General features: G+C 66.4%; 21 protein-coding genes and 1 pseudogene. 15 read left to right on the top strand and 7 right to left on the bottom strand.

Annotation, left to right across the window (positions count from 1 at the left end; genetic code table 11):
- Positions 1–394 precede the first annotated feature (394 nt).
- Genes AC3WUT_RS17930 through AC3WUT_RS17910 form a run of 5 tightly spaced genes read left to right on the top strand, consistent with a single transcriptional unit; the run spans position 395 to position 4,902 of the window.
- On the top strand, positions 395–1,252 hold the full coding sequence (locus tag AC3WUT_RS17930; RefSeq protein ID WP_492348430.1) for a 3',5'-nucleoside bisphosphate phosphatase: 858 nt from the start codon (positions 395–397) through the stop codon (positions 1,250–1,252).
- Between the two features lie 43 nt (positions 1,253–1,295).
- Positions 1,296–2,177 (top strand): DMT family transporter, encoded by an 882-nt coding sequence (locus AC3WUT_RS17925; protein WP_492348440.1) that lies wholly within the window; start codon positions 1,296–1,298, stop codon positions 2,175–2,177.
- 17 nt (positions 2,178–2,194) lie between these two features.
- Positions 2,195–2,830 (top strand): L-threonylcarbamoyladenylate synthase, encoded by a 636-nt coding sequence (locus tag AC3WUT_RS17920; protein ID WP_492348429.1) that lies wholly within the window; start codon positions 2,195–2,197, stop codon positions 2,828–2,830.
- A gap of 47 nt (positions 2,831–2,877) precedes the next feature.
- Positions 2,878–3,552, top strand: coding sequence for a site-2 protease family protein (locus AC3WUT_RS17915; RefSeq protein ID WP_492348428.1), 675 nt, complete (start codon positions 2,878–2,880; stop codon positions 3,550–3,552).
- A 51-nt stretch (positions 3,553–3,603) separates the two neighbouring features.
- On the top strand, positions 3,604–4,902 hold the full coding sequence (locus AC3WUT_RS17910) for a tryptophan--tRNA ligase (protein WP_492348427.1): 1,299 nt from the start codon (positions 3,604–3,606) through the stop codon (positions 4,900–4,902).
- 102 nt (positions 4,903–5,004) lie between these two features.
- Here AC3WUT_RS17910 and AC3WUT_RS17905 read toward each other — a convergent pair whose 3' ends face one another.
- The 5 genes and pseudogenes from AC3WUT_RS17905 to AC3WUT_RS17885 form a co-directional block, all read right to left on the bottom strand.
- A complete protein-coding gene (locus AC3WUT_RS17905; protein WP_492348439.1) occupies positions 5,005–6,117 on the bottom strand; it encodes a methyl-accepting chemotaxis protein in 1,113 nt (370 codons plus the stop codon).
- Positions 6,118–6,198: 81 nt separating this feature from the next.
- Positions 6,199–6,600 (bottom strand): annotated as a pseudogene (locus AC3WUT_RS17900) (methyl-accepting chemotaxis protein); the annotation flags it as partial.
- 199 nt (positions 6,601–6,799) lie between these two features.
- Complete coding sequence (locus AC3WUT_RS17895) at positions 6,800–8,527, bottom strand: mechanosensitive ion channel family protein (RefSeq protein WP_492348426.1); 1,728 nt, start codon at positions 8,525–8,527, stop codon at positions 6,800–6,802.
- A gap of 4 nt (positions 8,528–8,531) precedes the next feature.
- A complete protein-coding gene (locus AC3WUT_RS17890) occupies positions 8,532–9,539 on the bottom strand; it encodes a Tll0287-like domain-containing protein (protein ID WP_492348425.1) in 1,008 nt (335 codons plus the stop codon).
- Between the two features lie 216 nt (positions 9,540–9,755).
- Complete coding sequence (locus AC3WUT_RS17885) at positions 9,756–10,259, bottom strand: MarR family winged helix-turn-helix transcriptional regulator (protein ID WP_492348424.1); 504 nt, start codon at positions 10,257–10,259, stop codon at positions 9,756–9,758.
- A 130-nt stretch (positions 10,260–10,389) separates the two neighbouring features.
- Between AC3WUT_RS17885 and badH the strand changes: the two genes are divergently transcribed.
- From badH to AC3WUT_RS17850, 7 genes are all read left to right on the top strand, one after another.
- The gene (gene badH / locus AC3WUT_RS17880; RefSeq protein ID WP_492348423.1) at positions 10,390–11,157 is read left to right on the top strand and encodes a 2-hydroxycyclohexanecarboxyl-CoA dehydrogenase; all 768 of its coding nucleotides are present in this window, start codon (positions 10,390–10,392) and stop codon (positions 11,155–11,157) included.
- Positions 11,158–11,192: 35 nt separating this feature from the next.
- Positions 11,193–11,975 carry a 2-ketocyclohexanecarboxyl-CoA hydrolase gene (badI, locus tag AC3WUT_RS17875; protein ID WP_492348422.1) on the top strand — a complete coding sequence of 261 codons (783 nt, stop codon included), beginning with the start codon at positions 11,193–11,195 and terminating at the stop codon, positions 11,973–11,975.
- Between the two features lie 15 nt (positions 11,976–11,990).
- Positions 11,991–13,145: a cyclohexanecarboxyl-CoA dehydrogenase gene (aliB, locus tag AC3WUT_RS17870; RefSeq protein WP_492348421.1), complete on the top strand. Its 1,155-nt coding sequence runs from the start codon at positions 11,991–11,993 to the stop codon at positions 13,143–13,145.
- A gap of 85 nt (positions 13,146–13,230) precedes the next feature.
- Positions 13,231–14,886, top strand: coding sequence for a cyclohexanecarboxylate-CoA ligase (aliA, locus tag AC3WUT_RS17865; RefSeq protein WP_492348420.1), 1,656 nt, complete (start codon positions 13,231–13,233; stop codon positions 14,884–14,886).
- A gap of 38 nt (positions 14,887–14,924) precedes the next feature.
- Positions 14,925–15,914, top strand: a complete 990-nt coding sequence (locus AC3WUT_RS17860) for a Bug family tripartite tricarboxylate transporter substrate binding protein (protein ID WP_492348419.1) — start codon at positions 14,925–14,927, stop codon at positions 15,912–15,914.
- A gap of 12 nt (positions 15,915–15,926) precedes the next feature.
- Positions 15,927–16,706: an enoyl-CoA hydratase-related protein gene (locus tag AC3WUT_RS17855; RefSeq protein WP_492348418.1), complete on the top strand. Its 780-nt coding sequence runs from the start codon at positions 15,927–15,929 to the stop codon at positions 16,704–16,706.
- 57 nt (positions 16,707–16,763) lie between these two features.
- Positions 16,764–17,795, top strand: a complete 1,032-nt coding sequence (locus tag AC3WUT_RS17850) for a zinc-binding dehydrogenase (RefSeq protein ID WP_492348417.1) — start codon at positions 16,764–16,766, stop codon at positions 17,793–17,795.
- Between the two features lie 11 nt (positions 17,796–17,806).
- Here AC3WUT_RS17850 and AC3WUT_RS17845 read toward each other — a convergent pair whose 3' ends face one another.
- Both AC3WUT_RS17845 and AC3WUT_RS17840 read right to left on the bottom strand, forming a co-directional pair.
- Positions 17,807–18,013, bottom strand: a complete 207-nt coding sequence (locus AC3WUT_RS17845; RefSeq protein ID WP_492348416.1) for a hypothetical protein — start codon at positions 18,011–18,013, stop codon at positions 17,807–17,809.
- Positions 18,010–18,924, bottom strand: coding sequence for a helix-turn-helix domain-containing protein (locus tag AC3WUT_RS17840; RefSeq protein WP_492348415.1), 915 nt, complete (start codon positions 18,922–18,924; stop codon positions 18,010–18,012). Before AC3WUT_RS17840 ends, AC3WUT_RS17845 begins: the two co-directional genes overlap by 4 nt.
- Before the next feature lie 113 nt (positions 18,925–19,037).
- On the opposite strand from AC3WUT_RS17840, the gene AC3WUT_RS17835 reads away from it, so the two are divergent.
- From AC3WUT_RS17835 to AC3WUT_RS17825, 3 genes are read left to right on the top strand one after another with little or no spacing between them, the layout of a single operon-like run.
- On the top strand, positions 19,038–19,862 hold the full coding sequence (locus AC3WUT_RS17835; RefSeq protein WP_492348414.1) for an SDR family NAD(P)-dependent oxidoreductase: 825 nt from the start codon (positions 19,038–19,040) through the stop codon (positions 19,860–19,862).
- A gap of 18 nt (positions 19,863–19,880) precedes the next feature.
- A complete protein-coding gene (locus AC3WUT_RS17830) occupies positions 19,881–21,587 on the top strand; it encodes an FAD-dependent oxidoreductase (RefSeq protein WP_492348413.1) in 1,707 nt (568 codons plus the stop codon).
- On the top strand, positions 21,584–21,976 hold the full coding sequence (locus AC3WUT_RS17825) for an NIPSNAP family protein (protein WP_492348412.1): 393 nt from the start codon (positions 21,584–21,586) through the stop codon (positions 21,974–21,976). The genes AC3WUT_RS17830 and AC3WUT_RS17825 overlap by 4 nt, the downstream gene beginning before the upstream one ends.
- Positions 21,977–22,054 lie beyond the last annotated feature (78 nt).

The following is a 22,054-nucleotide window of genomic DNA, read 5'->3' as shown; positions in this document are numbered from 1 at the left end:
CCAAGCACCCAGAGCCATCAGACCCCAGCCACCTCGCTAAGCACTGTTCTGTGCAGTCGAGCCCGCTAGTATACACACAAATCAAGCTTCTTTGGAAGCACCTGCGAAAAACAGAACCATGACCTGCTCATCCAGCGCCTCTGACCTGTTGTGAACAGCCATGGGGCTGTCGCAGAGCCTGTGCCCCTCCTCAACAAACAAGCCCTGGAGGCACTCTATATATAGAGGGAGAGAAAACAGCACTTGTTGGAGGCGAGTGCCTGCCCCCCCCATTGCAGCACCAATCGCCGAGCCACCGACAAGACGCACAAGCCAAACCGGCAAACTCAAATCAGCGCAGGTACGTATCACACTGCAACCGGCACGGAATCGCACGCGCGCCTAAAATGGCCCGGTGACTACTTCCATCCTCAACGCAGACCTGCACTGCCACTCCGTTGTTTCAGACGGCACCCTGACCCCTGAGGCCTTGGCGGCCCGAGCCAAAGCCAACGGCGTTGAACTCTGGGCCCTGACCGATCATGACGAAGTGGGTGGGCAATTGCGCGCGGCCGCGGCCGCACGCGAGGTCGGGCTGCGCTACCTGACCGGGGTCGAGATTTCAGTGACCTTTGCTGGGGAGACGGTCCACATCGTGGGCCTGGGTTTCGATGCAACGGACACTCGCATGACCGAGGGCTTGCACCAGACCCGTGGTGGCCGCGGGCAACGTGCCAAGGAGATGTCCGATCAGTTGGCCAAGGTGGGCATTGCAAATGCCTATGAGGGCGCCCTGCGATTCGTAGGCAACCCCGAGTTGATCTCACGCACGCATTTCGCTCGGTTTCTGGTCGAAACAGGGGTTTGCAAAGATACCGGCGAAGTGTTCAGGCGCTTCCTCACCGAGGGCAAGCCCGGTTACGTGCCCCATCGCTGGGCCAATCTGCAACAAGCGATTCAGTGGATCACTGAGGGCGGCGGGGTGGCCGTGATTGCCCACCCAGGTCGCTACCGCTTCACCGCCAACGAACAGTACGCGCTGTTCTCTGAATTCAAGGCCCATGGGGGTCAGGGCGTGGAGGTCGTGACAGGCAGCCATTCCAGCGCTGAATACCTCACCTATGCCGACATGGCGATTGAGTTCGGCTTGGCCGCTTCACGCGGCAGTGATTTCCACAGTCCTGACGAATCCCACACCGATCTGGGCGCCCTCCCTTTCCTACCTGGCAAACTGACCCCCGTCTGGGAGCTGCTCGCCGACCGGATCCAGTGAGAGTGCCATCGTGAGTGTGGTTTCGGGATACACGCCCCGCGGGATGTTGGCGGGCATCGGTCTGGCCATTGCCGCTACGGCCTGCTTTGCCACCCTGGACACCACCACCAAATTCATCAGTGCCTCCGTGCCTTTGATGATGGCTTTGTGGGTTCGCTATGCCTCGCAAGCCATCGCCACCACCTTGGTGGCCCTGCCTGCCCGCGGTTGGGCCCTGCTGCACACCACCAAGCCCAAGTTCCAACTGGTGCGGGGACTGCTGCTGATGGGCAGCAGCATGTTTGCCTTCTTCAGCTTGAAGCACATGCCCGTGGGCGAGTTCACCGCCGTCGTCATGATTGCACCGCTGGTGATCACGGTGCTGGCTGCCGTCTTGTTGCGTGAAAAGGTATCGATGCTGCGCTGGCTGCTCGTGCTGACGGGCTTCGCGGGCACCTTGCTGATCATCCGCCCCAGCGGCTCCAGCATCGGCGGCTGGGCCATGCTGCTGCCCCTGGGCCTGGTCAGCACGAATGCAGCATTCCAGATCGTCACCAGCCGACTGGCTCGGACCGAAGACCCCCTGACCATGCACTTCTATACCGGCTGGGTCGGCACCCTGTTGTCGTCCTTGATGCTGCCCTTTGTCTGGGCGGCCAACCTGCCCTGGCAAAGCTGGGCAGGCATGTTGCTGATGGGTCTCATGGGCTGTGTCGGCCACTTCATGCTGATCCTGGGCTACAGCCGAACGCCCGCGGCCATCCTCACCCCTTACCTCTATGCCCAGATCGGCTTTGCCATGCTGGGAAGCTGGTTGATTTTTTCCCACTTGCCCGACAGCTGGTCGCTCACGGGCATTGCACTCATTGCCCTGTCCGGCGCCGCCGGCGCCTGGCTCACGCTGCGCGAGGGCCGCATTCCCTCGCGCAAGAACGATCCGGTCTGAGCTCACAACAAAACACCATGGCCCAATTCTTCGAAGTCCACCCCGACAACCCCCAACCCCGCCTGCTCAAGCAAGCCGTGGCGCTGCTTCAGGCTGGCCAGGTGATTGCAGTGCCCACCGACTCCAGCTACGCCCTGGTGTGTCAGTTGGATGATCGCAACGCCACTGAACAGATGCGTCGCATCCGCCAGGTGGACGACAAACACCACCTGACCCTGCTGTGCCGCGATTTGAGCGAACTGGCCAACTACGCCAAGGTGGACAACAAACAGTACCGCCTGCTCAAAGCCGCCACGCCAGGCGCCTACACCTTCATTCTGGAGGCCACCAAAGAGGTGCCGCGCCGCGTCAGCCATCCTCAGCGCAAGACCATCGGCCTGCGGGTGCCCGACCACAAGGTCCTGCAGGCCCTGCTCGAACTGCATGGCGCGCCACTGCTGGCCACCACGCTGATCCCGGCCAGCGAGTCAGAACCCCTGAACGATGCGGCCGAAATCCGTAGCCGTTACGAGAAAACCCTGGCGGCCGTGGTCGATGCCGGCGCCTGCCCGCACGAACCCACCACCGTGGTCGACCTCACCCCGATCGACCAGGGCGACGAACCTGTCGTGATCCGCGAAGGCCGCGGATCATTGGCCGCCCTGGGTTTGTGACAAATCCGCCCGGCGCCGCAGGGCGGCGCGTCTGAGACAATGACGCCGTGAACTCCTTTTCCGACCTCATCCAGACCGTTCTGATCTACGCACTGCCGGTGCTGTTCGCCATCACGCTGCACGAGGCCGCACATGGCTACGCAGCCCGGTACTTCGGTGACAACACCGCCGCCATGATGGGGCGTATTTCGCTCAACCCCACCCGGCACATCGACCCCATGGGCACCATCGTGATGCCCTTGTTGCTGTACTTTGCCACCTCGGGTGCCTTCTTGTTTGGCTACGCCAAGCCGGTGCCCGTCAACTTCAGCCACCTGCGCAACCCCAAGCGCGACATGATCTGGGTCGCGCTGGCCGGCCCGGCCGCCAACTTTGCCCAAGCCATGATCTGGGCCCTGGTGCTGGTGCTGCTGGCTGGCACCGGCATCCATGAACGCTTTTTCCTCGAAATGGCGCGCGCGGGTGTACTGGTCAACCTGGTGATGTGGGCCTTCAACCTGTTTCCATTGCCCCCGCTCGATGGCGGTCGCATTCTGGTCGGCCTGCTGCCCTGGAAACAGGCCCAGTGGCTGGCCCGGGTCGAACCCTGGGGCTTCTTCATCGTGATGGGCCTGGTGGTGGCCGGCGTGGTGGGCTCGTTGTGGCTGCGCCCGCTGATGGCCATCGGCTACGGGGTCATCGAGACCCTGGTGGTCGGGCCTGCATCGGCCCTGTTCCGCTGACACTAGCCTCACTTCTGTTTTTTTGTTGACTGCAACCGAACTGTTTCTGCCATGAGCATCAAGCGCGTCCTGACCGGCATCACCACCACTGGCACCCCTCACCTCGGCAACTACGTGGGGGCCATTCGACCGGCCATTGAAGCCAGCCGCCAACCGGGTGTCGAGAGTTTTTATTTTCTGGCCGACTACCACGCGCTCATCAAATGTGACGATCCAGCCCGCATCCAGCGCTCCACGCTTGAAATCGCAGCCAGTTGGGTGGCGGCGGGTCTGGATCCAGAGCGCGTCACCTTCTACCGGCAATCCGACATTCCCGAGATCCCCGAACTGACCTGGTTGCTGACCTGCGTCACCGGCAAGGGCCTGCTCAATCGCGCCCACGCCTACAAGGCGGCGGTCGACCGCAACGAAGCGGCCGGCGTCGACCCAGACGCCGACGTCAACGCCGGCTTGTTCATGTACCCCGTGCTCATGGGCGCCGACATCCTCATGTTCAAGGCACACCAGGTGCCCGTGGGCCGAGACCAGATCCAGCACATCGAGATGGCCCGCGACATGGCCCAGCGCTTCAACCACCTGTATGGCGAGCACCTGGTCCTGCCCGAGGCCTTGATCGAAGAATCGGTCGCCACCTTGCCCGGCCTGGATGGCCGCAAGATGAGCAAGAGCTACGACAACACCATCCCCTTGTTCACGCCGCCCGAGCAGATGCGCAAGCTCATCGCCGGCATCCTGACCGACTCGCGCGCTCCCGGTGAGGCCAAAGAGGTCGAGGGCTCGGCCCTGTTCCAGATCTACCAGGCCTTTGCCAGCGCCGAAGAAACCCAGGCCTTGCGCCAAGCCTATGCCGACGGCATTGCCTGGGGCGATGCCAAGCAACTGCTGTGGGAACGCGTGACCCGTGAAGTGGCCCCCATGCGTGCCACCTACGAAGACCTGATCGCCCACCCCGAGCGCCTGGAGGACATTCTGCAGGCCGGCGCCGCCAAGGCTCGCAAACTGTCCACGGCCTTGATCTCCGACCTGCGCCAGGCCGTGGGCCTGCGCCGTCTGGGCAGCGCCGCCAGCCCGGCCCGTGCCAGCCAGGCCGAGAAGGTGAGCCTGCCCAGCTTCAAGCAATACCGCGAAAACGACGGCCGCTTCTACTTCAAGCTGCAAGACGGCCAGGGCAAGCTGCTGCTGCAAAGCACCGGCTTTGAAGCCCCCAAGGCGGCAGGCCAGGCCATTGCCCAGCTCAAGCAAAACCCCAACGCCACACTGACCGCCTTGCAAGGCAAGTGGGCCGCCGCTGACGGTGTGAGCACCGATCAGATCATTGCCGCCCTGCAAATGTTGGCCGACGCCGCCTGAACATCAGCGGCATTCACTGCCGCCAACAAGCCCCCATGAAAAAAGCGGCCCACCCTGCAAAGGGCGGCCGCCTTTCAATGGCTGAGCTCGAAAGCGATCTGCTCAGGCCGCACTCAGGCGGGGCTGCTGGGCATGGCCCAGAGCCGGCCCAGCCGGCGCATCGTCGGCATCCAGCTTGAACTCACCCACCACAGCCTGCAACTGGGCCGCCTGACTCGACAGCGACGCTGCCGCCTGGGCCGCCTGCTGCACCAGCGCCGCATTCTGCTGCGTCACCGAATCCATGTGGGCCACCGCCTGGTTCACATGCTCGATGCCGGTGCTCTGTTCATTGAGTGCGCCCGAGATCTCGGCCAGCAAACCTGTCACCTGGCCCACGGCCGAGACAATCTCGGCCATCGTGTTGCCCGCCTGCCCCACCAGGTCGGCACCGCTTTGCACCTGCTCCACCGAGTCACCGATCAGCGACTTGATCTCACGTGCGGCCACCGCACTGCGCTGCGCCAGCGATCGCACCTCGCTGGCCACCACCGCAAAGCCGCGCCCCTGCTCGCCAGCACGGGCGGCTTCCACCGCCGCGTTCAGGGCCAGGATGTTGGTCTGAAAGGCAATGCCCTCGATCACCTGGATGATGTCCACGATCTTTTTCGAGCTGCCACTGATGGCGTCCATGGTCTTCACCACCTGGTCCACCACCTGCCCGCCCCTCTGCGCAATGCCCGACGCATTCACGGCCAGGCCGCTGGCCGACCGGGCCCGCTCGGCGTTCTGACGTACCGTCGAGGTCAGCTCTTCCATGCTGGCAGCGGTCTCCTCCAACGAGGCCGCCTGGTCTTCTGTGCGGCGTGACAGATCAGAGTTGCCGGAATCGATGTCCTGCGACGCCAGGGCAATTGAATCCGTCGACTGCTTGATTCGGCCCACCAGATCGGTCAGCGTGTCCTCCATGGTCCCCAAAGACCCCAGCAGGCGCCCAAAATCGCCCCCCAGCTCGGTGGAGAACTCCTGGCTCAGGTCACCCGATGCCACCGTCTCGGCAATCAACAAGGCGTCGTTCAAGGGTTTCACAATGCTGCGGCGCAAAGACCATACCGCCAAGACAGCCACCACAGCCGCCAGCAAACCGATCGCCAGCATCCAGTAACGGGTGGCCACGATGTCGCTGTCGACCTGCTCCACGCTCTGATCCAGGCGCTGGCGCTGCACGTCGGCCATCTGCACCCCCAGCTCACGCAGCCCGTCCAGGGCCGGCAACACCTCACCCAGCAGCTTGCGCACACCGCCGTCGTGGTCACCCTGCGCCAGTTGGGCCGCCACCGCGCGCACGGCCGTCTGGGCGCGCGTGGCACTTTCGCCCAGGCGCCGCGCCAGATCCTTCTCGGCACTTGGCAGGTCCATGGCACCCAGCTCACGGGATGCATCGGTTGCCGCCTTCAACTGCGCTTCCAGCTGCTGTGCCGACTGGCCCAGCCTGGACTTGTCAGCGTCCACCTGGGCCATCACGAGCGCGCTGCGCGCCGCGGCCTCGGTGCCCTGCACGATGCCGTTCAAGGCATCACGCTCCACGCGACTGAGCTTGCCCACAGCCTGGTAGCTGCGGTCCACATCACCCAGGCGGCTCACGCCCACCAACACAATGGCCGCTGCCAGCGCCACCACATACCCGAAGGCCAAAGCCAAACGGGTGCTGATCTTCAAGTTGTCCAGAAAAGCCAAAATGGTCTCCAAGGCTGCTGAGGGTCTCCGTCATGCACAAGCCACCCAGGCCCTCAAAGGAGGGCGCCTTGCCATGCCGGATGTTCATCATACGAGCGGAAAAGACCGTGGGTGTCCCAAAAAGTGCCACTCACACCCTACACCCAGGGTCAACCCTAGGTCTGCAAGCCAGCTGAGGCACTCAAACCCGACGAAGTGACAGCGGCGAGACCAGCCAGTGCGCCCACAGCCTGGCACTCAGGCCATCGGCGCCGACGGCGCGCCAGGCCAGCAACTCGCCCAGCGCCCATTGGTCCGCCTGCGACAAACCTTGCAGCACGGTGTGCAACACCTGGGGGCTCCAGGTCATCAGAGTGCACCCCTGGCTGGCCAGGCAATAACGCGCATCGGCCGCCAACCCCAGCACCGCCCCCGACACCAGCCAGGCGCCCGGATGCAGGGTGCGCGAGCGCTCGGCAGGCGCCTGCTGCAACAAGCCGGCCCGGGCCTTGGCATCCGCCACCGAATGCGCCAGGGCCTGCCAAGCCAGCCAGGGGTCTTCGGTCAGGGCGCCCAGCCGGGCACACAGGCGCTGCGCCACTGGCCCGAGCACCAGGCTACCCTGCTGAACCAGTTGTTGCATCACGGCTGTTTCAAGACGGCACGTCCCCTCCTCGGCTCCAGGCTGTTCGGCCAGTGCCTGCAACAGCGCCCCCAGTTCGGTCTGTGCAGCTTCAGTGGCCCCCTCGTCATGCCAGGGTCGCACCTCGCGCAGACGCCCTTGCAGCAGCAGCTTGAAGTCAGGCCCACCGCAGCGCTCCTCACGACCGAAATGCTGCAACTGACCGGCCTGCAGCAGGGCCTCGCAACCCCGGTCACTGAGCGACTGCAAACCACCGATGCACGCGGCATCCAGGCCGGCACCCGGCCTCTGACGCCCCACGGGGCGCACCACGCCAGGTACCGGAGGCATCCCCCGGGCCGGGGCCCCGCCAGTAGCCGGCAGGCGCCCCGTCACCGCATCGGATGGACTCCGATCGGCAGGCATCGCCTCGCCCCGGGGTGGCCACAATGCCCAGGGGGGCGGTGTCTCGAAAGCCAGCCCCTCACGCGACATGGCATACCAGAAACGCTCCAGAAAGGCCGACGACAGCATGCCCCGGTCCAGAAAACGCGTGGTGTAGAACCGCGCCCCGTAGCGCAAGGTCCCGCTGCCGGGATCGTTCGACATCAGGACCACACTGGGTGCGGGGGTGCTGCAGATGCCGGGCAATTCACTGCCCAGCACCTGCATCACGATGCGCATCACCTGGCCGGGTGGCCACTCGCTGCTCACCTGCAGCGGCACCAGATGGCGATAGGGCTGCTCGCGCGGCACCACCTCCAGAGCCCGGCTGGTGAAGTCACTGTTGGGCATCACCACCAGTGAGCCCCGATCGGTGCGCAGCGTGACCGAACGCCAGCCCAGCGACACAACCTGGCCCTCCAGTTCATCGCGGCGCACATAGTCCCCCACGTTCAGGCGCCGCTCCACTTCGATCGACACGCCGGCGAACAGGTGCCCCAGCAGGGGCTGCAATGCCAGACCCACAATCGCCGACAACAGCGCCGAGGTGGCCAGCAGGCGGCCCAGGTCCTGCCCCAGGCCCCAACCCAGAAACACCAGCGCCAGCACGCCAAAAAGCAGCATCGACAGCACCGACTGCAGCAGGTCCGACCCCGAACCCAGTCGAAAGCGATGACTGCCCCGCAGCAAATGAACCAGCAGCCGGCGCAGCACCAGACCCAGCGCCAACGCACTGAAGCCCATGGCCAGCGGCTTCAGCCAGGCGCCCTCGGCCAGCCAACCCGACAACTCGGGGTCGCTGCCCAAGGTCACCTGCATCAGCCACAACAAGGCCGCCAAGGCCAACGTGATCAGGGGCCACATGGGCTCAGCTCCGAGGGTTCGCGGCTGGCGCGCAAGATGCGTCGGGCGCCACGGCCTGCGTGGATGCGGCCCCCGCCCCAGGGGACGAGACGGTGGCAGACCCTGGCACCGGCGACAAGGTGGGGCGCCGTTCAATCAGGCGAAGCGCATGGTCCATGCTGGCCTTCAGGCGCTGGATCGCGCGCTGCAGCTCTTCGAACTGGCCATGGCCCGTCGGCAGGGGCAGGTCGTCCTGAGCCTTGTCCAGGGGTTTGTCCAGGCTGGTGGCCAAGGCCACCCGGGTCAGGGCCTCCAGCGGGCTGGTCACATGGCGGCGCAGCAGCACCAACATCACCGCGGCGGCCAACACAAACACACTGGTGATCGAACCGATCGTCACCACCACACTGTTGAACGCCTTGGCCTCGGCCGGGGCGGTGCTCACCCGCACCAGTTGCAGCCCCACCACATCCCCCATGCGCCAGCCAAAGCCATTGGCCGCACCATAGCGCGCCACCATGGCCCGCGGCGCGGCTTCCGGCGTGCTATGGCAATACAGACAGGCCGGCGAGCCCATGCGAATCGGACGAGCCACGTAGTACTGCCGATCCTGGCCCGTGCCCAGTTCACCGCTCAGTTCAGTGCGCTGGGGATCGGCCTCGAAGGCCCGCAGCAATCCCACCTCCCAATCGGTGGCGCGGTCGTTCAGGTTGGTGGGATTGAGCGAGCTTTCCCGGTACTGGTACTCGGGCAGCTTTTTGGCCAACCGGCGCATGGCGCCCTGCGCCGCGAAAGACGGCACCTGTGCGGCATGAAAACTGCCCTTGTCGTCCATGGCCTGCAAGGCCACGGCCACCTCTTCCGAGGTGTAGGCGCGCACGGCCATGGCGGTCTCCAGCACCATGTCGGCCTTTTGCTTGACCTCTTCACGGGCCTGACGGGCCTCCAGCCGGTACGAGATGTAGCCGGCCGTGCAGATACCGAACACAAAACACGAGGCAATGATCCCGGCGAAGCGGGTTTCCAGACGCATGACACCCCCTGAGCACCCCCGCCGCCTGCGGAGCCGAGGCCGCTACAGCCCATCGGGGCAGTCGGGAACGACGGGGGTTCTTGATTCTTAGAATCCGCCGATCATCCTCGCCTAGCCACCGTCTGCAAGTCCTGTCGCCAGCAACGGCGCGCTCAAGCAACACCGCGGGAGGCGCCCGGAGACATTCATCAAGATGTCACATTCACTGGAGCGCTTTCAAGCCTCATCCGCCGCCGCCTCCAGGCCATCCAGGGCACGCATGTTGTCCAGCAGCTTGAGCAGGTAATGCAGGGTGTGGGTCAGGTCGCCCACCGAAAAGTCATGCAAGGCCTGCTCGTAGTAGGCATGGATCTTCGGCAACGCCTTCACCGCCCACACCTGCTGCCCCACCTCGGTCATCGTCACCAGCCGCGAGCGGCGGTCCCTCCCGTCGGGGGCGGTCTGGATGTGGCCATCGCGCTCCATGCGACTGATCAGGCCTGACAGGTTCTGTCGGCTCACCATCAGGTAGCGCGCCAAGTCCCCCACGCTCATGCCGCCCAGCGCCTCAGGGCGGGACAAGGCCCCCAGCACAGCCCATTGCTGCGTGGTCAAGCCTTCATCCTCCACCGCCCTCGACCCGGTTTTATGCAACATGTTTGCACATTGATAGAGACGAAAGAACAATCTATTGGCCAATTCCGTGCGCGCTATATCGGTGTTTTTACTAGGGTTTTCCATAGTGATTCCAGACAAAAACCGGATTGCGATCCAAGGCAGACCGAATCCATAATGCGTCCATATGTTTACATATTTAAAAGCAAACATTGATTGAAAGCATAGGGCCAAAGCCCTCACCCAGGAGAAACACATGCAAGGATTGACAGACAAGACCGTGATCGTCACCGGCGGCGCCGGCGGCATTGGCAGTGCCACCTGCCGGCGCTTTGCCCGCGCCGGGGCCAAGGTCGCGGTGTTTGACCTGAACCTCGAAGCGGCGCAGAAGGTGGCAGCCGGCATCCAGGCCGATGGTGGCGTGGCCCTGGCCGTGCGCTGCGACATCACCTCGCGCACCGAGGTCGACGCTGCCGTGGCCACCACCGAGGCCGAGCTCGGCCCCATCGACGTGCTGGTCAACAACGCCGGCTGGGACATCTTCAAGCCCTTCACCAAGACCGTGCCGGCCGAATGGGAGCGCCTGATCGCCATCAACCTCACCGGCGCCCTGCACATGCACCACGCTGTGCTGCCAGGCATGGTGGCCCGCGGCAGCGGGCGCATCGTCAACGTCGCATCCGACGCGGCGCGCGGCGGCTCCTCGGGCGAAGCGGTGTATGCCGCCTGCAAGGGCGGCCTGGTGGCCCTGTCCAAGACCCTGGCGCGCGAACACGCCCGGCATCAGATCACGGTCAACGTGGTCTGCCCCGGCCCCACCGACACCGCCCTGCTGGCCGGCGTGGCCGAAGGGGCCGCCAACCCCGAGAAATTGATCGACGCCTTCAAGAAGGCCATCCCGCTGGGTCGCCTGGGCCAGCCCGACGACCTGGCCGGTGCCATCGCCTTCTTCGGCAGCGATGACTCCGCCTTCATCACCGGCCAGGTGATCAGTGTCTCCGGCGGCCTGACCATGCACGGCTGACCGCCCCTCCCTCCCCTCTTGTTCTGGAGCAACCCATGCAATTCGAAGACATCCTGTACGAGGTCCGCAACGGCGTGGCCTGGATCACCATCAACCGCCCCGAGAAGATGAACGCCTTCCGCGGCACCACCTGCGACGAACTCATCAAGGCCCTGAACAAGGCCGGCTACGACCGCGAGGTGGGCTGCATCGTGCTGGCCGGCGCTGGCGACCGGGCCTTCTGCACCGGCGGCGACCAATCGGCCCACGATGGCAACTACGACGGTCGCGGCACCATCGGGCTGCCCATGGAAGAGCTGCACACCGCCATCCGCGATGTACCCAAACCCGTGATCGCCCGCGTGCAAGGCTTTGCCATCGGCGGCGGCAACGTGCTGTGCACCCTGTGCGACCTGACCATCTGCTCCGACAAGGCCGTCTTCGGCCAGGTGGGGCCCAAGATGGGCTCGGTCGACCCCGGCTATGGCACCGCCTTCCTGGCCCGCGTGGTGGGTGAGAAAAAGGCCCGCGAAATCTGGTACCTCAACAAGCGCTACACCGGCCCCGAGGCCGTCGCCATGGGCCTGGCCAATGTCTGCGTGCCGCCCGAGCAACTCGACGCCACGGTGCAGGAATGGGCCGAGACCATCTGCGAGCGCAGCCCCACCGCCATCGCCATTGCCAAGCGCAGCTTCAACATGGACACCGCCCACCAGGCCGGCATTGCCGGCATGGGCATGTACGCCCTCAAGCTGTACTACGACACCGAGGAGTCGCGCGAGGGTGTGAAAGCCCTGCAGGAAAAGCGCAAGCCCGAATTCCGCAAGTACGCCAAGTAAGCCCGGAGCACCGCGATGAACAACCCCTACATCGACGAAGACCTGCAGGCACTGGCCGAACACGCGCGCCGCTTTGCCAACGGACGCGTGGCGCCCGGCTTCCTGGAGCGCGACCAGACCCGCGTGCTCGACCGCCGCCTGATGGCCGAGATGGGCGAGATGGGCTTCATCGCGCCCGAACTGCCTGAGCGCTTTGGCGGCCAGGGCCTGGGCTGCCTGGCGGCCGGCGTGATCCACGAAGAGATCGCCCGGGCCGACCTCAGCCTGTCCTACATCAACCTGCTGGCCTCGCTGAACGGCCAGATCCTGGCCGAGCACGGCCGCCCCGAGGTGGTGCAACCCTGGCTGGAGAAGCTCACCCAGGGCCAGGCCCTGTTCGCCATCGCGCTGACCGAGCCCCGCGGCGGCTCCGACGCCGCCAACCTGCGCCTGCGCATCGAGCGGGTGGGTGACGAGTACGTCATCAACGGCGAAAAGACCTCCATCTCGGCTGCCGACCAGGCCGACGCCTGCGTGGTGTTCGGCCGCACCGGCGCGGTGGACAGCGGCGCCCACGGCGTCACCGCACTGCTCGTGCCCACCGATGTACCCGGCCTCACGCGCAACCGCTTCGACTGCCACGGCCAACGCGCCATCGGACGCGGCTCGTTGTTCTTCGAGAACGTGCGCGTACCCGTCAACCACCGCCTGGGCGACGAGAACAAGGGCTTTGTGCAGGTCATGCAGGGCTTTGACTTCTCACGTGCCCTGATCGGCCTGCAGGTGCTGGCCGTGGCCCGCGTCGCCCTGGAAGAAACCTGGGACTACGTGGCCCAGCGCGAGGCCTTTGGCAAACCACTGTCGGCGTTTCAGGGCGTGTCGCACCCGCTGGCCGACTTCGACACCCAGGTCACCGCCGCCCGCCTGCTGTGTCTGCAGACCCTGTGGCTCAAGGACCGCCAGCAGCCGCACACCGCCGAGGCCGCCATGTGCAAATGGTGGGCACCGAAGCTGGCCTACGAGGCCATCCACCAGTGCCTGTTGATGCACGGCCACGGCGGCTACGACCGCGGACCGATGGAGCAACGCCTGCGCGATGTGCTGGGCTTCCAGATCGGCGACGGCACGGCCCAGATCATGAAAACCATCGTGGCCCGTACCCGCGCCGGCCGCCAGGCCGTGCCGGCCTGATCACCTGAGAGCCCCCCGAGGGGCCGCACCGGTCGAAGAACGCCGGGCGCCCCGATCCACCGTGAAGCCAACGAGGAGACAAGACATGGAATTCGACGCCCTGCTGCTACCCGCCCGCCGCGCCACCCTGGTGGCCCAAGGCCTGTGGCACGACCGCACCATCAATGACGCACTGACCGCCTGCGTGGCCGAGTGCCCGGACAAGCTGGCCTTGACCGCCGTCCAGGTGGCCGGCGGAGCACCCCATCCGCAGACCACCCGCTTCAGCTACCGCGAACTGTCACGCATGGCCGACCGCATCGCCGTGGGCCTGGCCCGCCTCGGCGTGGGCCGCAACGACGTGGTGGCCTGTCAGTTGCCCAACTGGTGGCAATTCACCCTCACCTACCTGGCCTGCTCGCGCCTCGGTGCGGTGATGAACCCGCTGATGCACATCTTCCGTGAGCGCGAACTCAGCTTCATGCTCCAGCATGGCGAGGCCAAGGTCATGATCGCCCCCAAGACCTTCCGCGGCTTCGACTTCGAAGCCATGCACAGTGCACTGCAACCCAGCCTGCCTCACCTCAGGCACCTGGTGATCGTGGACGGCACCGGCCCCAACAGCTTCGAGGCCCTGCTCAGCGGCCCCGCGTGGGAGAACAGCCCCGAGGCGGCGGCCATGCTGAGCCGTTCGCGCCCCGGCCCCGACGACATCACCCAGCTGATCTACACCTCGGGCACCACCGGTGAACCCAAAGGCGTGATGCACAGCGCCAACACCACCTTCGCCAACATCATTCCCTACGCCCAACGCCTGCAACTGGGCGCCGATGACGTGGTGCTGATGGCCTCGCCCATGGCCCACCAGACCGGCTTCATGTACGGCCTGATGATGCCCATCGAGCTGCGCGCCAGCGCCGTGCTGCAAGACATCTGGGAGCCCCGCACCGCCGTCGAGGTGATCAACCACGAAGGCTGCACCTTCACCATGGCCTCGTCGCCCTTCCTCAACGACCTCTCCAAGGCCGTGATCGAGACCGCGACCCCGGTGCCCACCTTGCGCAGTTTTCTGTGCGCCGGTGCGCCCATCCCGGGGCCCCTGGTCGAACAGGCCCGCCAGTCACTCGGCGCCAAGATCGTTTCGGCCTGGGGCATGACCGAGAACGGCGCCGTCACCCTGACCCGGCTGGACGACGACGACGAGCGCTCGGTGAACACGGATGGTCTGCCGCTGCCCGGCGTCGAGATCCAGGTGATCGACATCGACGGCCAGCCCCTGCCCACCGGCCAGACCGGCAAGCTGATGCTGCGCGCCTGCTCCAACTTCGGGGGCTACCTCAAGCGCCCGCACCTGAACGCCACCGATGCCGAGGGCTGGTTCGACACCGGCGACCTGGCCCGCATCGACGAGCGCGGTTATGTGCGCATCACTGGCCGCAGCAAGGACGTGATCATCCGCGGCGGCGAGAACATCCCGGTGGTCGAAATCGAAGCACTGCTCTACAAACACCCCGCCATCGCCATGGCCAGCATCGTGGCCTACCCTGACGAGCGCCTGGGCGAGAGAGCCTGCGCCGTGGTGGTGCCCCGGCCCGGTCAGCACGTGGACCTGCCCTCCATCGTCGAGTTCCTCAAGAGCCAGCACGTGGCCCTGCAGTACATCCCTGAAAAACTGGTGCTGCGCCAGGAGATCCCGTCCACGCCGTCCGGAAAGATCCAGAAGTTCCGCCTGCGCGAGCTGCTGCGCGAAGGCCAGCTCTGACCTCGGCCCCCGGTCCTGCATCCACCACGGAGACAACCATGATTTCAAACACCTTCAGCGGCCTGCGCCGCAACACCCTGGCCTTGATCGGCACCATGCTCTGCGCAGCGGGTCTGGCCCAGGCCCAGACACCGGCCTGGCCCAGCAAACCCCTGCGCGTCGTGGTGGGCTTTGCCCCCGGCGGCACCACCGACGTCATGGCCCGGCTGATCTCGCAACAACTGGCCGAATCCCTGGGCCAGCCCGTGCTGGTCGACAACAAGCCCGGTGCCAGCAGCAACATCGCCGCCGCCGAGGTGGCCCGTGCCGCACCGGATGGCCACACCCTGCTGATCGCCCCCACCTCGGTCGAGACCGCCAACCCCTGGCTGTTCAAGTCCAACCTGCTGCCAGCGCGTGACCTCACGCCCGTGGTGGCCGTGGGCCGCACCCAGATGTACCTGGTGGCCAAGCCACAAAGCACGGCGCACGACGTGAAAGAGCTGGTGGCCCAGGCCAAGGCCGCACCGGGCAAGATGTCGTACGCCTCGTCGGGCGCGGGCACCGCCCCCCACCTGGCCTGCGAGCTGTTCAAGGTGGCCACCGGCACCTACGTCACCCACATCCCCTACCGGGGCGCCGCCCCCGCGCTGCAGGACGTGCTGTCGGGCCAGGCCGATTTCGTCTGCGACCCAGGCATCGCCTTTCCCCACATCCGCAGCAACAAAGTCAAGCTGCTGGGCATCGTCAGCGCCCGCCGATCGCCCTTCTTCCCCGACGTGCCCACCGTGGCCGAACAAGGCTTCCCGGGCGCAGACCTTGACATCTGGTTTGGCCTGTGGGCCCCCAACGGCACGCCGCCCGAGGTGCTGGCGCGCCTGGGGCGCGAGGTGGCCACCATCCTGAACCAGCCCAACGTCAAGGCCCGCTATGCCGACCTGGGCGGCGAGACCACCTACCTCGACAACGCCGAGTTCCGAAAACTGCTGATCGACGAGAACAAGCGCCTGGCCGCCCTCATCAAGCAGCAGAAGATCAACGTCGACTGAACAGGAGCCCCGGTGCAAGAAGATGCCCCCATCCTCAGTGAGACCCAGGGCCGGGTGGCCCTGATCCGGCTGAACCGGCCGCGCCAGATGAACGCCCTCAACGACGCCTTGATGGACGCCCTGGGCGACGCCCTGCTCGGCTTTGACGCACGTGAGGACATCGGCGTGATCCTCATCACCGGCAACGACAAAGCCTTTGCCGCTGGCGCCGACATCGCCCAGATGCAGGGTGCGGGCCTGATGGACATGCTCAACAGCCAGTTCATCACCCGCAACTGGGAAACCATCCGCCAGGTGCGCAAACCCGTGATCGCTGCCGTGGCCGGCCTGGCCCTGGGCGGCGGCTGTGAACTGGCCCTGGCCTGCGACCTGGTGCTGGCCGCCCAGGGCGCTCGCTTCGGCCTGCCCGAGATCAAACTCGCCCTGTTGCCCGGCGCCGGCGGCACGCAGCGCCTGCCACGCGCCATCGGCAAGGCCAAGACCATGGACCTGTGCCTGAGCGCCCGCACCCTGTCGGCCGACGAGGCCGACCGCTACGGCCTGGTCTCGCGCGTTCTGCCCGACGATCAACTGCTGCCCGAAGCCCTGGCCCTGGCGCAGCAGATGGCCGCGTACTCGGCCCCCGCGCTGATGGCCATCAAAGAGTCGGTCAACCGGGCCTTCGAGGGCCCGCTGTCCGAGGGCATCCTGTTCGAGCGCCGGGCCCTGTACGCCCGCTTTGCCAGCGCCGACGCCCAGGAGGGCATGAACGCCTTTCTGGCGCGACGCGCCCCGGTCTTTCAGCACCGCTGAGTGCGGGGCACAATCGCCGCCATCATCGCAATCACGCCCCTCACAGCAGGAGAACCCATGCAGGCAGCCTTCATCACTGGCCATGGTGGCAACGAAGTGGTCCAGGTCGGCGAGCGCCCCATGCCGACTCGCGGCCCCGGCCAGGTCTTGGTGCGCCTGCGCGCCGCCACCCTCAACCAGGTCGATCTGTACATGCGCAACAGCGGCGCCGGCATCCGCCACCAGTTGCCCCAGATCATGGGCCTGGACGGCTGCGGCGTGGTCGAGGAAGTGGGGCCCGAGGAAGCCCGGCTGCAGCCCGGCCAGCGCGTGCTGGTCTACCCCGGCATCACTTGCGGTCGCTGCGAGTTCTGCCTGGCCGGCCAGCCCGTGCTGTGCGCCGGCATGAGCCTGCTGGGCGAACACCGCGACGGCACCTTTGCCCAGTACCTCAGCGTGCCGGCGGCCAACCTGTTCCCGGTGCCCGACGGGCTGGGCGACGCCGAGGCCGCGGCCCTGGGCGTGAACCACCTCACCGCCTGGCGCATGGTCAACACGCAGGCCCGCCTGCAGGCCCATGAAACGGTGCTGATCTTCGGCATCGGCGGCGGCGTATCGCTGGCCGCGCTGCAACTGGCCCGCCTCACGGGTGCGCGCACCGTGGTCACCTCGCGCGACGACCTCAAGCTGCAGCGCGCCCTGGCCCTGGGCGCGCACCATGCCATCAACAGCCAGCGCGACGACGTGGCCCGGCAGGTCATGGCCCTGACCGGCGGGCGCGGGGTGGACGTGGTGATCGAAAACGTGGGCGCCGCGGTGTGGGACAGCGCGCTGCGCTCCCTGGTGCGCGGCGGCCGCATCGTCACCTGCGGCGCCACCACCGGCGACCAGCCCCCGGCCGATCTGCGCCGGGTGTTCATCCGCCAGTTGCAGGTGCTCGGATCCACCCTGGGCAACCCCGGCGAGCTGGCCCAGGTGCTGGCCCTGTGCCAGCGCGGCCTGCTGCGCCCGGTGATCGACAGCGTCTACCCGCTGGGCGAGGTGCACGCCGCGCTGGCACGGCTCGAATCCGGCGCCCAGTTCGGCAAGCTTGCGCTGCACATCGATTAGCACCAAGGTCTTCAGGGCTTGGGGCGTTTTGCCCTGAAATGCTTGATCACCTCGTTCGACAGGTCGCAGGCATCGGGTCGCTGGGCAGGGGCGAGCGGCATGGGCCTCAGCATCTCCTGGGCCAGAGCCTCGCCAAACAACGGCGGCAACACCTCATGCGCCGGCCGGGCCTGGACAAAAACCTCATCAGTCCATTCAGGGTTGGGTCGCTTTTTCATGGGGCTTCTCCTGCCCCGCCGGGCGCCATGGCCGCGAGCGTGCGGGTGCGGAACTCGCGCGGGGTCTGCCCCGTGTGCTTGCGGAAGAAGCGGGTGAAGTAGGCCTCGTCCACAAAGCCCAGGTGGTCGGCCACCTGCTTGATGCTGCTGCGCGTGTACACCAGCTCGCGCTGGGCCTCGTGCACGATGCGGGCATTGATCACCTCCAGGCTGGAGTGCCCCATCACCTCCCGGCACAGCCGGGTCAGTTGCCCGGGCGTGATGCCCAGGTGCTCGGCATAGGCCTGCAAGGGCCAGCGCTGGCGGAAGTGCGCATCCACCAGGCTGCGAAAGCGTTCAATCTGCTGCGCCTTGCGCGAATGGGCGGGCGCGCCGGTGCTTTGCTGCACCTGCTGCACGCGAGCGATCTGCACCAGCACCGCCGTCAGCAACGACAGCCCCGCCGCCACCTGCCCCAGCGCACAGGCTCGGGCCTCGCGCTCCACCGCCAGAAACAGCGGCACCAGGTTGTCCAGTGCCCGGTCCTGCCCCTGCAAGGACAGCACCGCGGGCCGGCGCAGGGTTTGCAGCAACTCAGGCATCACCACGGCGGCCAGCGATTCCAGCGGGCGCTGTGCCGCCGTCACCACCGGGCCGTCGACATCGGGCGTGAAGTGAAAGCCATGCACGGTCTGTGCAGGCACCAGCAGCAGACAAGGGGCCTGCACTGCCGTGCGGCTGTGGTCGATGAAGACCTCGCCACCGCCGCTTTGCAGCAGCAGGATCTGCAAAAACGCGCCATGCGTGTGCGGCTTGATGTCGAAGTTGTAGGGCACCGAACGCTGCGGGATCCATTCGAAGTCAAAGCCGGCCTCCCAGCCTGGGGGGTCCTGGTCGCCGTACAGCGCGTAATTGGGAATGGCTTTGGACATGGCAGCTCGTGAAGGTCTGGATTTGCACGAATTGTCCAATTCTTGGCCTGAATCGTCAAAGCCGGCAACGCCCCCAAATCCAACAATCCGCCGAGTCAAACCAAGGAGACAAGATGAAGCAAGAAGCCGAGGCCGGCCGCGACTGGCTGGGCCTGCAGGAGCGGGTGTGCGTGGTCACCGGGGCGGGCAGCGGCATTGGCGCCGCCATCGCCGAAAGCCTGGTGGCCGCAGGCGCCCGGGTAGCCCTGCTGGACCGCCAGGGTGAGGCCGCGCTGGGCGTAGCCGCCCGCATCGACCCCACAGGCCAACGCACCCTGGTGCTGCCCTGCGATGTGAGCGATGTAGCCAGCGTGGCCCAGGCCGCCGCCGCCGTGCGCCAGCGCTTCGGCGCCTGCCACAGCCTGGTCAACAACGCCGGCCTGCTGCGAGCCGGTCCGCTGCAAAGCGTGAGTCTGGACGACTGGAACACGGTGTTGGCCGTCAACCTGACCGGCTACCTGCTGTGCGCGCGTGAATTCGCCCCGGCCATGTGCGAGCAAGGCACGGGCAGCATCGTCAACGTGGCCTCGATTGCGGGGCAGTTCCCACAGACCGGCAGTGGCGCCTACAGCGCCAGCAAGGGCGGCGTGCTGCTGCTGTCGCGCCAGATGGCGGTGGAATGGGGCCCGCGCGGCGTGCGCAGCAATGCGGTGTGCCCCGGCATGATCCGCACCGCGCTGTCGGCCAAGTTCTACGAAGAACCAGGCTTCGAGGCCAAGCGTGCCGCCGTCACGGCCAGCCGCCGCATTGGCGAGCCGCAGGACATCGCCGACGTGGTGCTCTTCCTGGTCAGCCCGCGCAGCGCTTATGTCAACGGCGCCGAGCTCAACGTCGACGGCGGCATGAGCTCGATGCTCATGGACATGGTGCCCCGCCCCGGCTTCAACCAGACCGCCTGAACCGCCCCGGAGACCCCCATGACCCCTCAATACGAATGCGACCTGATCGTCGTCGGCTCCGGCGCTGCCGGCCTGGCCACCGCCATCACCGCCCAATCCCGCGGCCTGAAGGTCGTGGTGCTGGAGAAGGAACCCGTCTTCGGCGGCACCACCGCCTTGTCGGGTGGCGTGCTGTGGATTCCCCTGGGCCCGCACGGCCGCCAGCAAAACGCAGGCGACCACCGCGACGCGGTGCGCCAGTACCTGATGAACGAGACGGGCCAGTTCTATGACGAAGCCACCGTTGAGTCTTTTCTGGACAACGGCCCTCGCATGGTCGAGTTCTTCCAGCGCGAAACAGACATGCAATTCGTGCCCACGCTCTACCCCGACTACCACCCCGACGTGCGCGGCGGCGTGGACATCGGCCGCTCCATCCTGGCTGCGCCTTTCGACATCCGCACGCTGGGGCCCGACATGGCCCGGCTCAAGCCACCGCTCAAGACCATCACCTTCATCGGCATGATGTTCAACTCCTCGAACGCCGACCTGAAGCACTTCTTCCGCGCCACCAAGTCGCTGACCTCCTTCGTCTACGTGGCCAAGCGCCTGGTCACCCACCTCAAGGAGCTGGCCCTCTACCGTCGCGGCATCCAGGTCACCAGCGGCAATGCGCTGGCGGCCCGGCTGGCGCATTCGGCCCTGCAGCGCGGCATCCCCATCCGCACCGGCACCCCGGTGCGCGAACTGCTGATCGAGGACGGGCGCGTGCAAGGCGTGGTGGCCGAGGGTGCGCAAGGGCGGCAGACGCTGCGCGCCCGCCACGGCGTGGTGCTGGCCTGCGGCGGCTTTCCACACGATGCCCGGCGCATCGCCCAGGCCTACCCCCATGTGCAGCGCGGCGGCGAGCACCTGTCGCCCACGCCCACCAGCAACACCGGTGACGGTGTGCGCCTGGCCGAAGGCGCGGGCGGCGTGGCCGACATCCGCTTTGGCGACAGCGCGGCCTGGATGCCCGTGTCCCGCGTGCCCTTCGGCCATGGCGAGTTCGGCGTGTTCCCACACCTGTTGGACCGCTACAAGCCCGGCGTGATCGGCGTGCTGCGCAATGGCCGGCGCTTCACCAACGAATCCAACTCGTACCACGATGTGGGTGCCGCCCTGATCCGCGCCTGTGAGGGCCAGACCGAAACCGCCATGTGGCTGGTCTGCGACAAAAGGACACTGGCCAAGTATGGCCTGGGCTATGTCAAACCGGCGCCGATGCCGATCGGCCGCTTCATTCGCAATGGCTACCTGTTCGAGGGCCGCACCCTGGCCGACCTGGCCCGCGTCACCGGCATCGATGCCGAGGGCCTGGAGACCACGGTGCGGGCCTACAACGTGGACGCCGTGCGCGGCGACGACCCGGCCTTCGGCCGTGGCCGAACCAGTTTCAACCGCTACCTGGCCGACCCCGAGCACCACCCCAACCCCTGCGTGGCGCCGGTGCAGACCGGCCCCTTCTATGCGGTCAAGGTACTGATGGGCGACCTGGGCACTTTCGACGGCCTGCAGACCCGCGTCACCGGCGAGGTGCTGCGGCGCGACGGCAGCGTGATCGAAGGCTTGTATGCCGTGGGCAACGACCGCGCCAGCATGATGGGCGGCAACTACCCCGGCGCCGGCATCACCCACGGGCCCAACATGACCTTCGGCTTTGTCACCGCCCACCACATTGCCGACCAGGCCGGAGCGCGCGCATGAGCCCCCAGTCCACACAGCCCAAGCCCCTGGTGGACCATCGCGTCTACACCATTGCCCTGCGCAAGATGCCCGAGTTCCTGGAGGTCTTCCACCGCCTGGCCATGCCGGTGCTGCTGCAGACCCTGGGCCACCCGCTGGGCTTCTACACCAGCCTGGTCGGGCCCCAGAACCAGTTCGTGCACCTGTGGGGCTACGACAGCTTGGCCGACTACGAGCAGCGCTGCGCCGCGCGTGACAGCCACCCCGACTTCGCGGCCTACCTGGCGGCCTCGGGCCACCTGATCACGGCCCAGGAGACACGGCTGATCCGGGCCACTGCCTGGCCCATCGCTTCTGCATCACCTGCCGCCCCCGCAGCGCCCACCCCGCACGCTGTGCGCGCAACCTAGGGAAATCCCGAGCCATCGATGCACGATTTGTCCTGCTTTTTGCGCCAATCGTGAAGGGGGCCACCGGCCCCGAAAAAC

The sequence above is a fragment of the Curvibacter sp. EU05-FHT14A10 genome (genome assembly GCF_058791075.1).
This window is presented reverse-complemented; position numbering and strand designations above follow the sequence as displayed.

Excerpts from the sequence above, each read along its gene's own strand:
- AC3WUT_RS17925 (WP_492348440.1), top strand. The coding sequence starts at position 1,296 with ATGTTGGCGGGCATCGGTCTGGCCATTGCCGCTACGGCCTGCTTTGCC.
- AC3WUT_RS17920 (WP_492348429.1), top strand. The coding sequence starts at position 2,195 with ATGGCCCAATTCTTCGAAGTCCACCCCGACAACCCCCAACCCCGCCTG.
- AC3WUT_RS17910 (WP_492348427.1), top strand. The coding sequence starts at position 3,604 with ATGAGCATCAAGCGCGTCCTGACCGGCATCACCACCACTGGCACCCCT.
- AC3WUT_RS17905 (WP_492348439.1), bottom strand. The coding sequence starts at position 6,117 with ATGGCCGACGTGCAGCGCCAGCGCCTGGATCAGAGCGTGGAGCAGGTC.
- AC3WUT_RS17895 (WP_492348426.1), bottom strand. The coding sequence starts at position 8,527 with ATGTGGCCCCTGATCACGTTGGCCTTGGCGGCCTTGTTGTGGCTGATG.
- AC3WUT_RS17890 (WP_492348425.1), bottom strand. The coding sequence starts at position 9,539 with ATGCGTCTGGAAACCCGCTTCGCCGGGATCATTGCCTCGTGTTTTGTG.
- AC3WUT_RS17885 (WP_492348424.1), bottom strand. The coding sequence starts at position 10,259 with ATGGAAAACCCTAGTAAAAACACCGATATAGCGCGCACGGAATTGGCC.
- badH (WP_492348423.1), top strand. The coding sequence starts at position 10,390 with ATGCAAGGATTGACAGACAAGACCGTGATCGTCACCGGCGGCGCCGGC.
- badI (WP_492348422.1), top strand. The coding sequence starts at position 11,193 with ATGCAATTCGAAGACATCCTGTACGAGGTCCGCAACGGCGTGGCCTGG.
- aliB (WP_492348421.1), top strand. The coding sequence starts at position 11,991 with ATGAACAACCCCTACATCGACGAAGACCTGCAGGCACTGGCCGAACAC.
- aliA (WP_492348420.1), top strand. The coding sequence starts at position 13,231 with ATGGAATTCGACGCCCTGCTGCTACCCGCCCGCCGCGCCACCCTGGTG.
- AC3WUT_RS17860 (WP_492348419.1), top strand. The coding sequence starts at position 14,925 with ATGATTTCAAACACCTTCAGCGGCCTGCGCCGCAACACCCTGGCCTTG.
- AC3WUT_RS17850 (WP_492348417.1), top strand. The coding sequence starts at position 16,764 with ATGCAGGCAGCCTTCATCACTGGCCATGGTGGCAACGAAGTGGTCCAG.
- AC3WUT_RS17845 (WP_492348416.1), bottom strand. The coding sequence starts at position 18,013 with ATGAAAAAGCGACCCAACCCTGAATGGACTGATGAGGTTTTTGTCCAG.
- AC3WUT_RS17840 (WP_492348415.1), bottom strand. The coding sequence starts at position 18,924 with ATGTCCAAAGCCATTCCCAATTACGCGCTGTACGGCGACCAGGACCCC.
- AC3WUT_RS17835 (WP_492348414.1), top strand. The coding sequence starts at position 19,038 with ATGAAGCAAGAAGCCGAGGCCGGCCGCGACTGGCTGGGCCTGCAGGAG.
- AC3WUT_RS17830 (WP_492348413.1), top strand. The coding sequence starts at position 19,881 with ATGACCCCTCAATACGAATGCGACCTGATCGTCGTCGGCTCCGGCGCT.
- AC3WUT_RS17825 (WP_492348412.1), top strand. The coding sequence starts at position 21,584 with ATGAGCCCCCAGTCCACACAGCCCAAGCCCCTGGTGGACCATCGCGTC.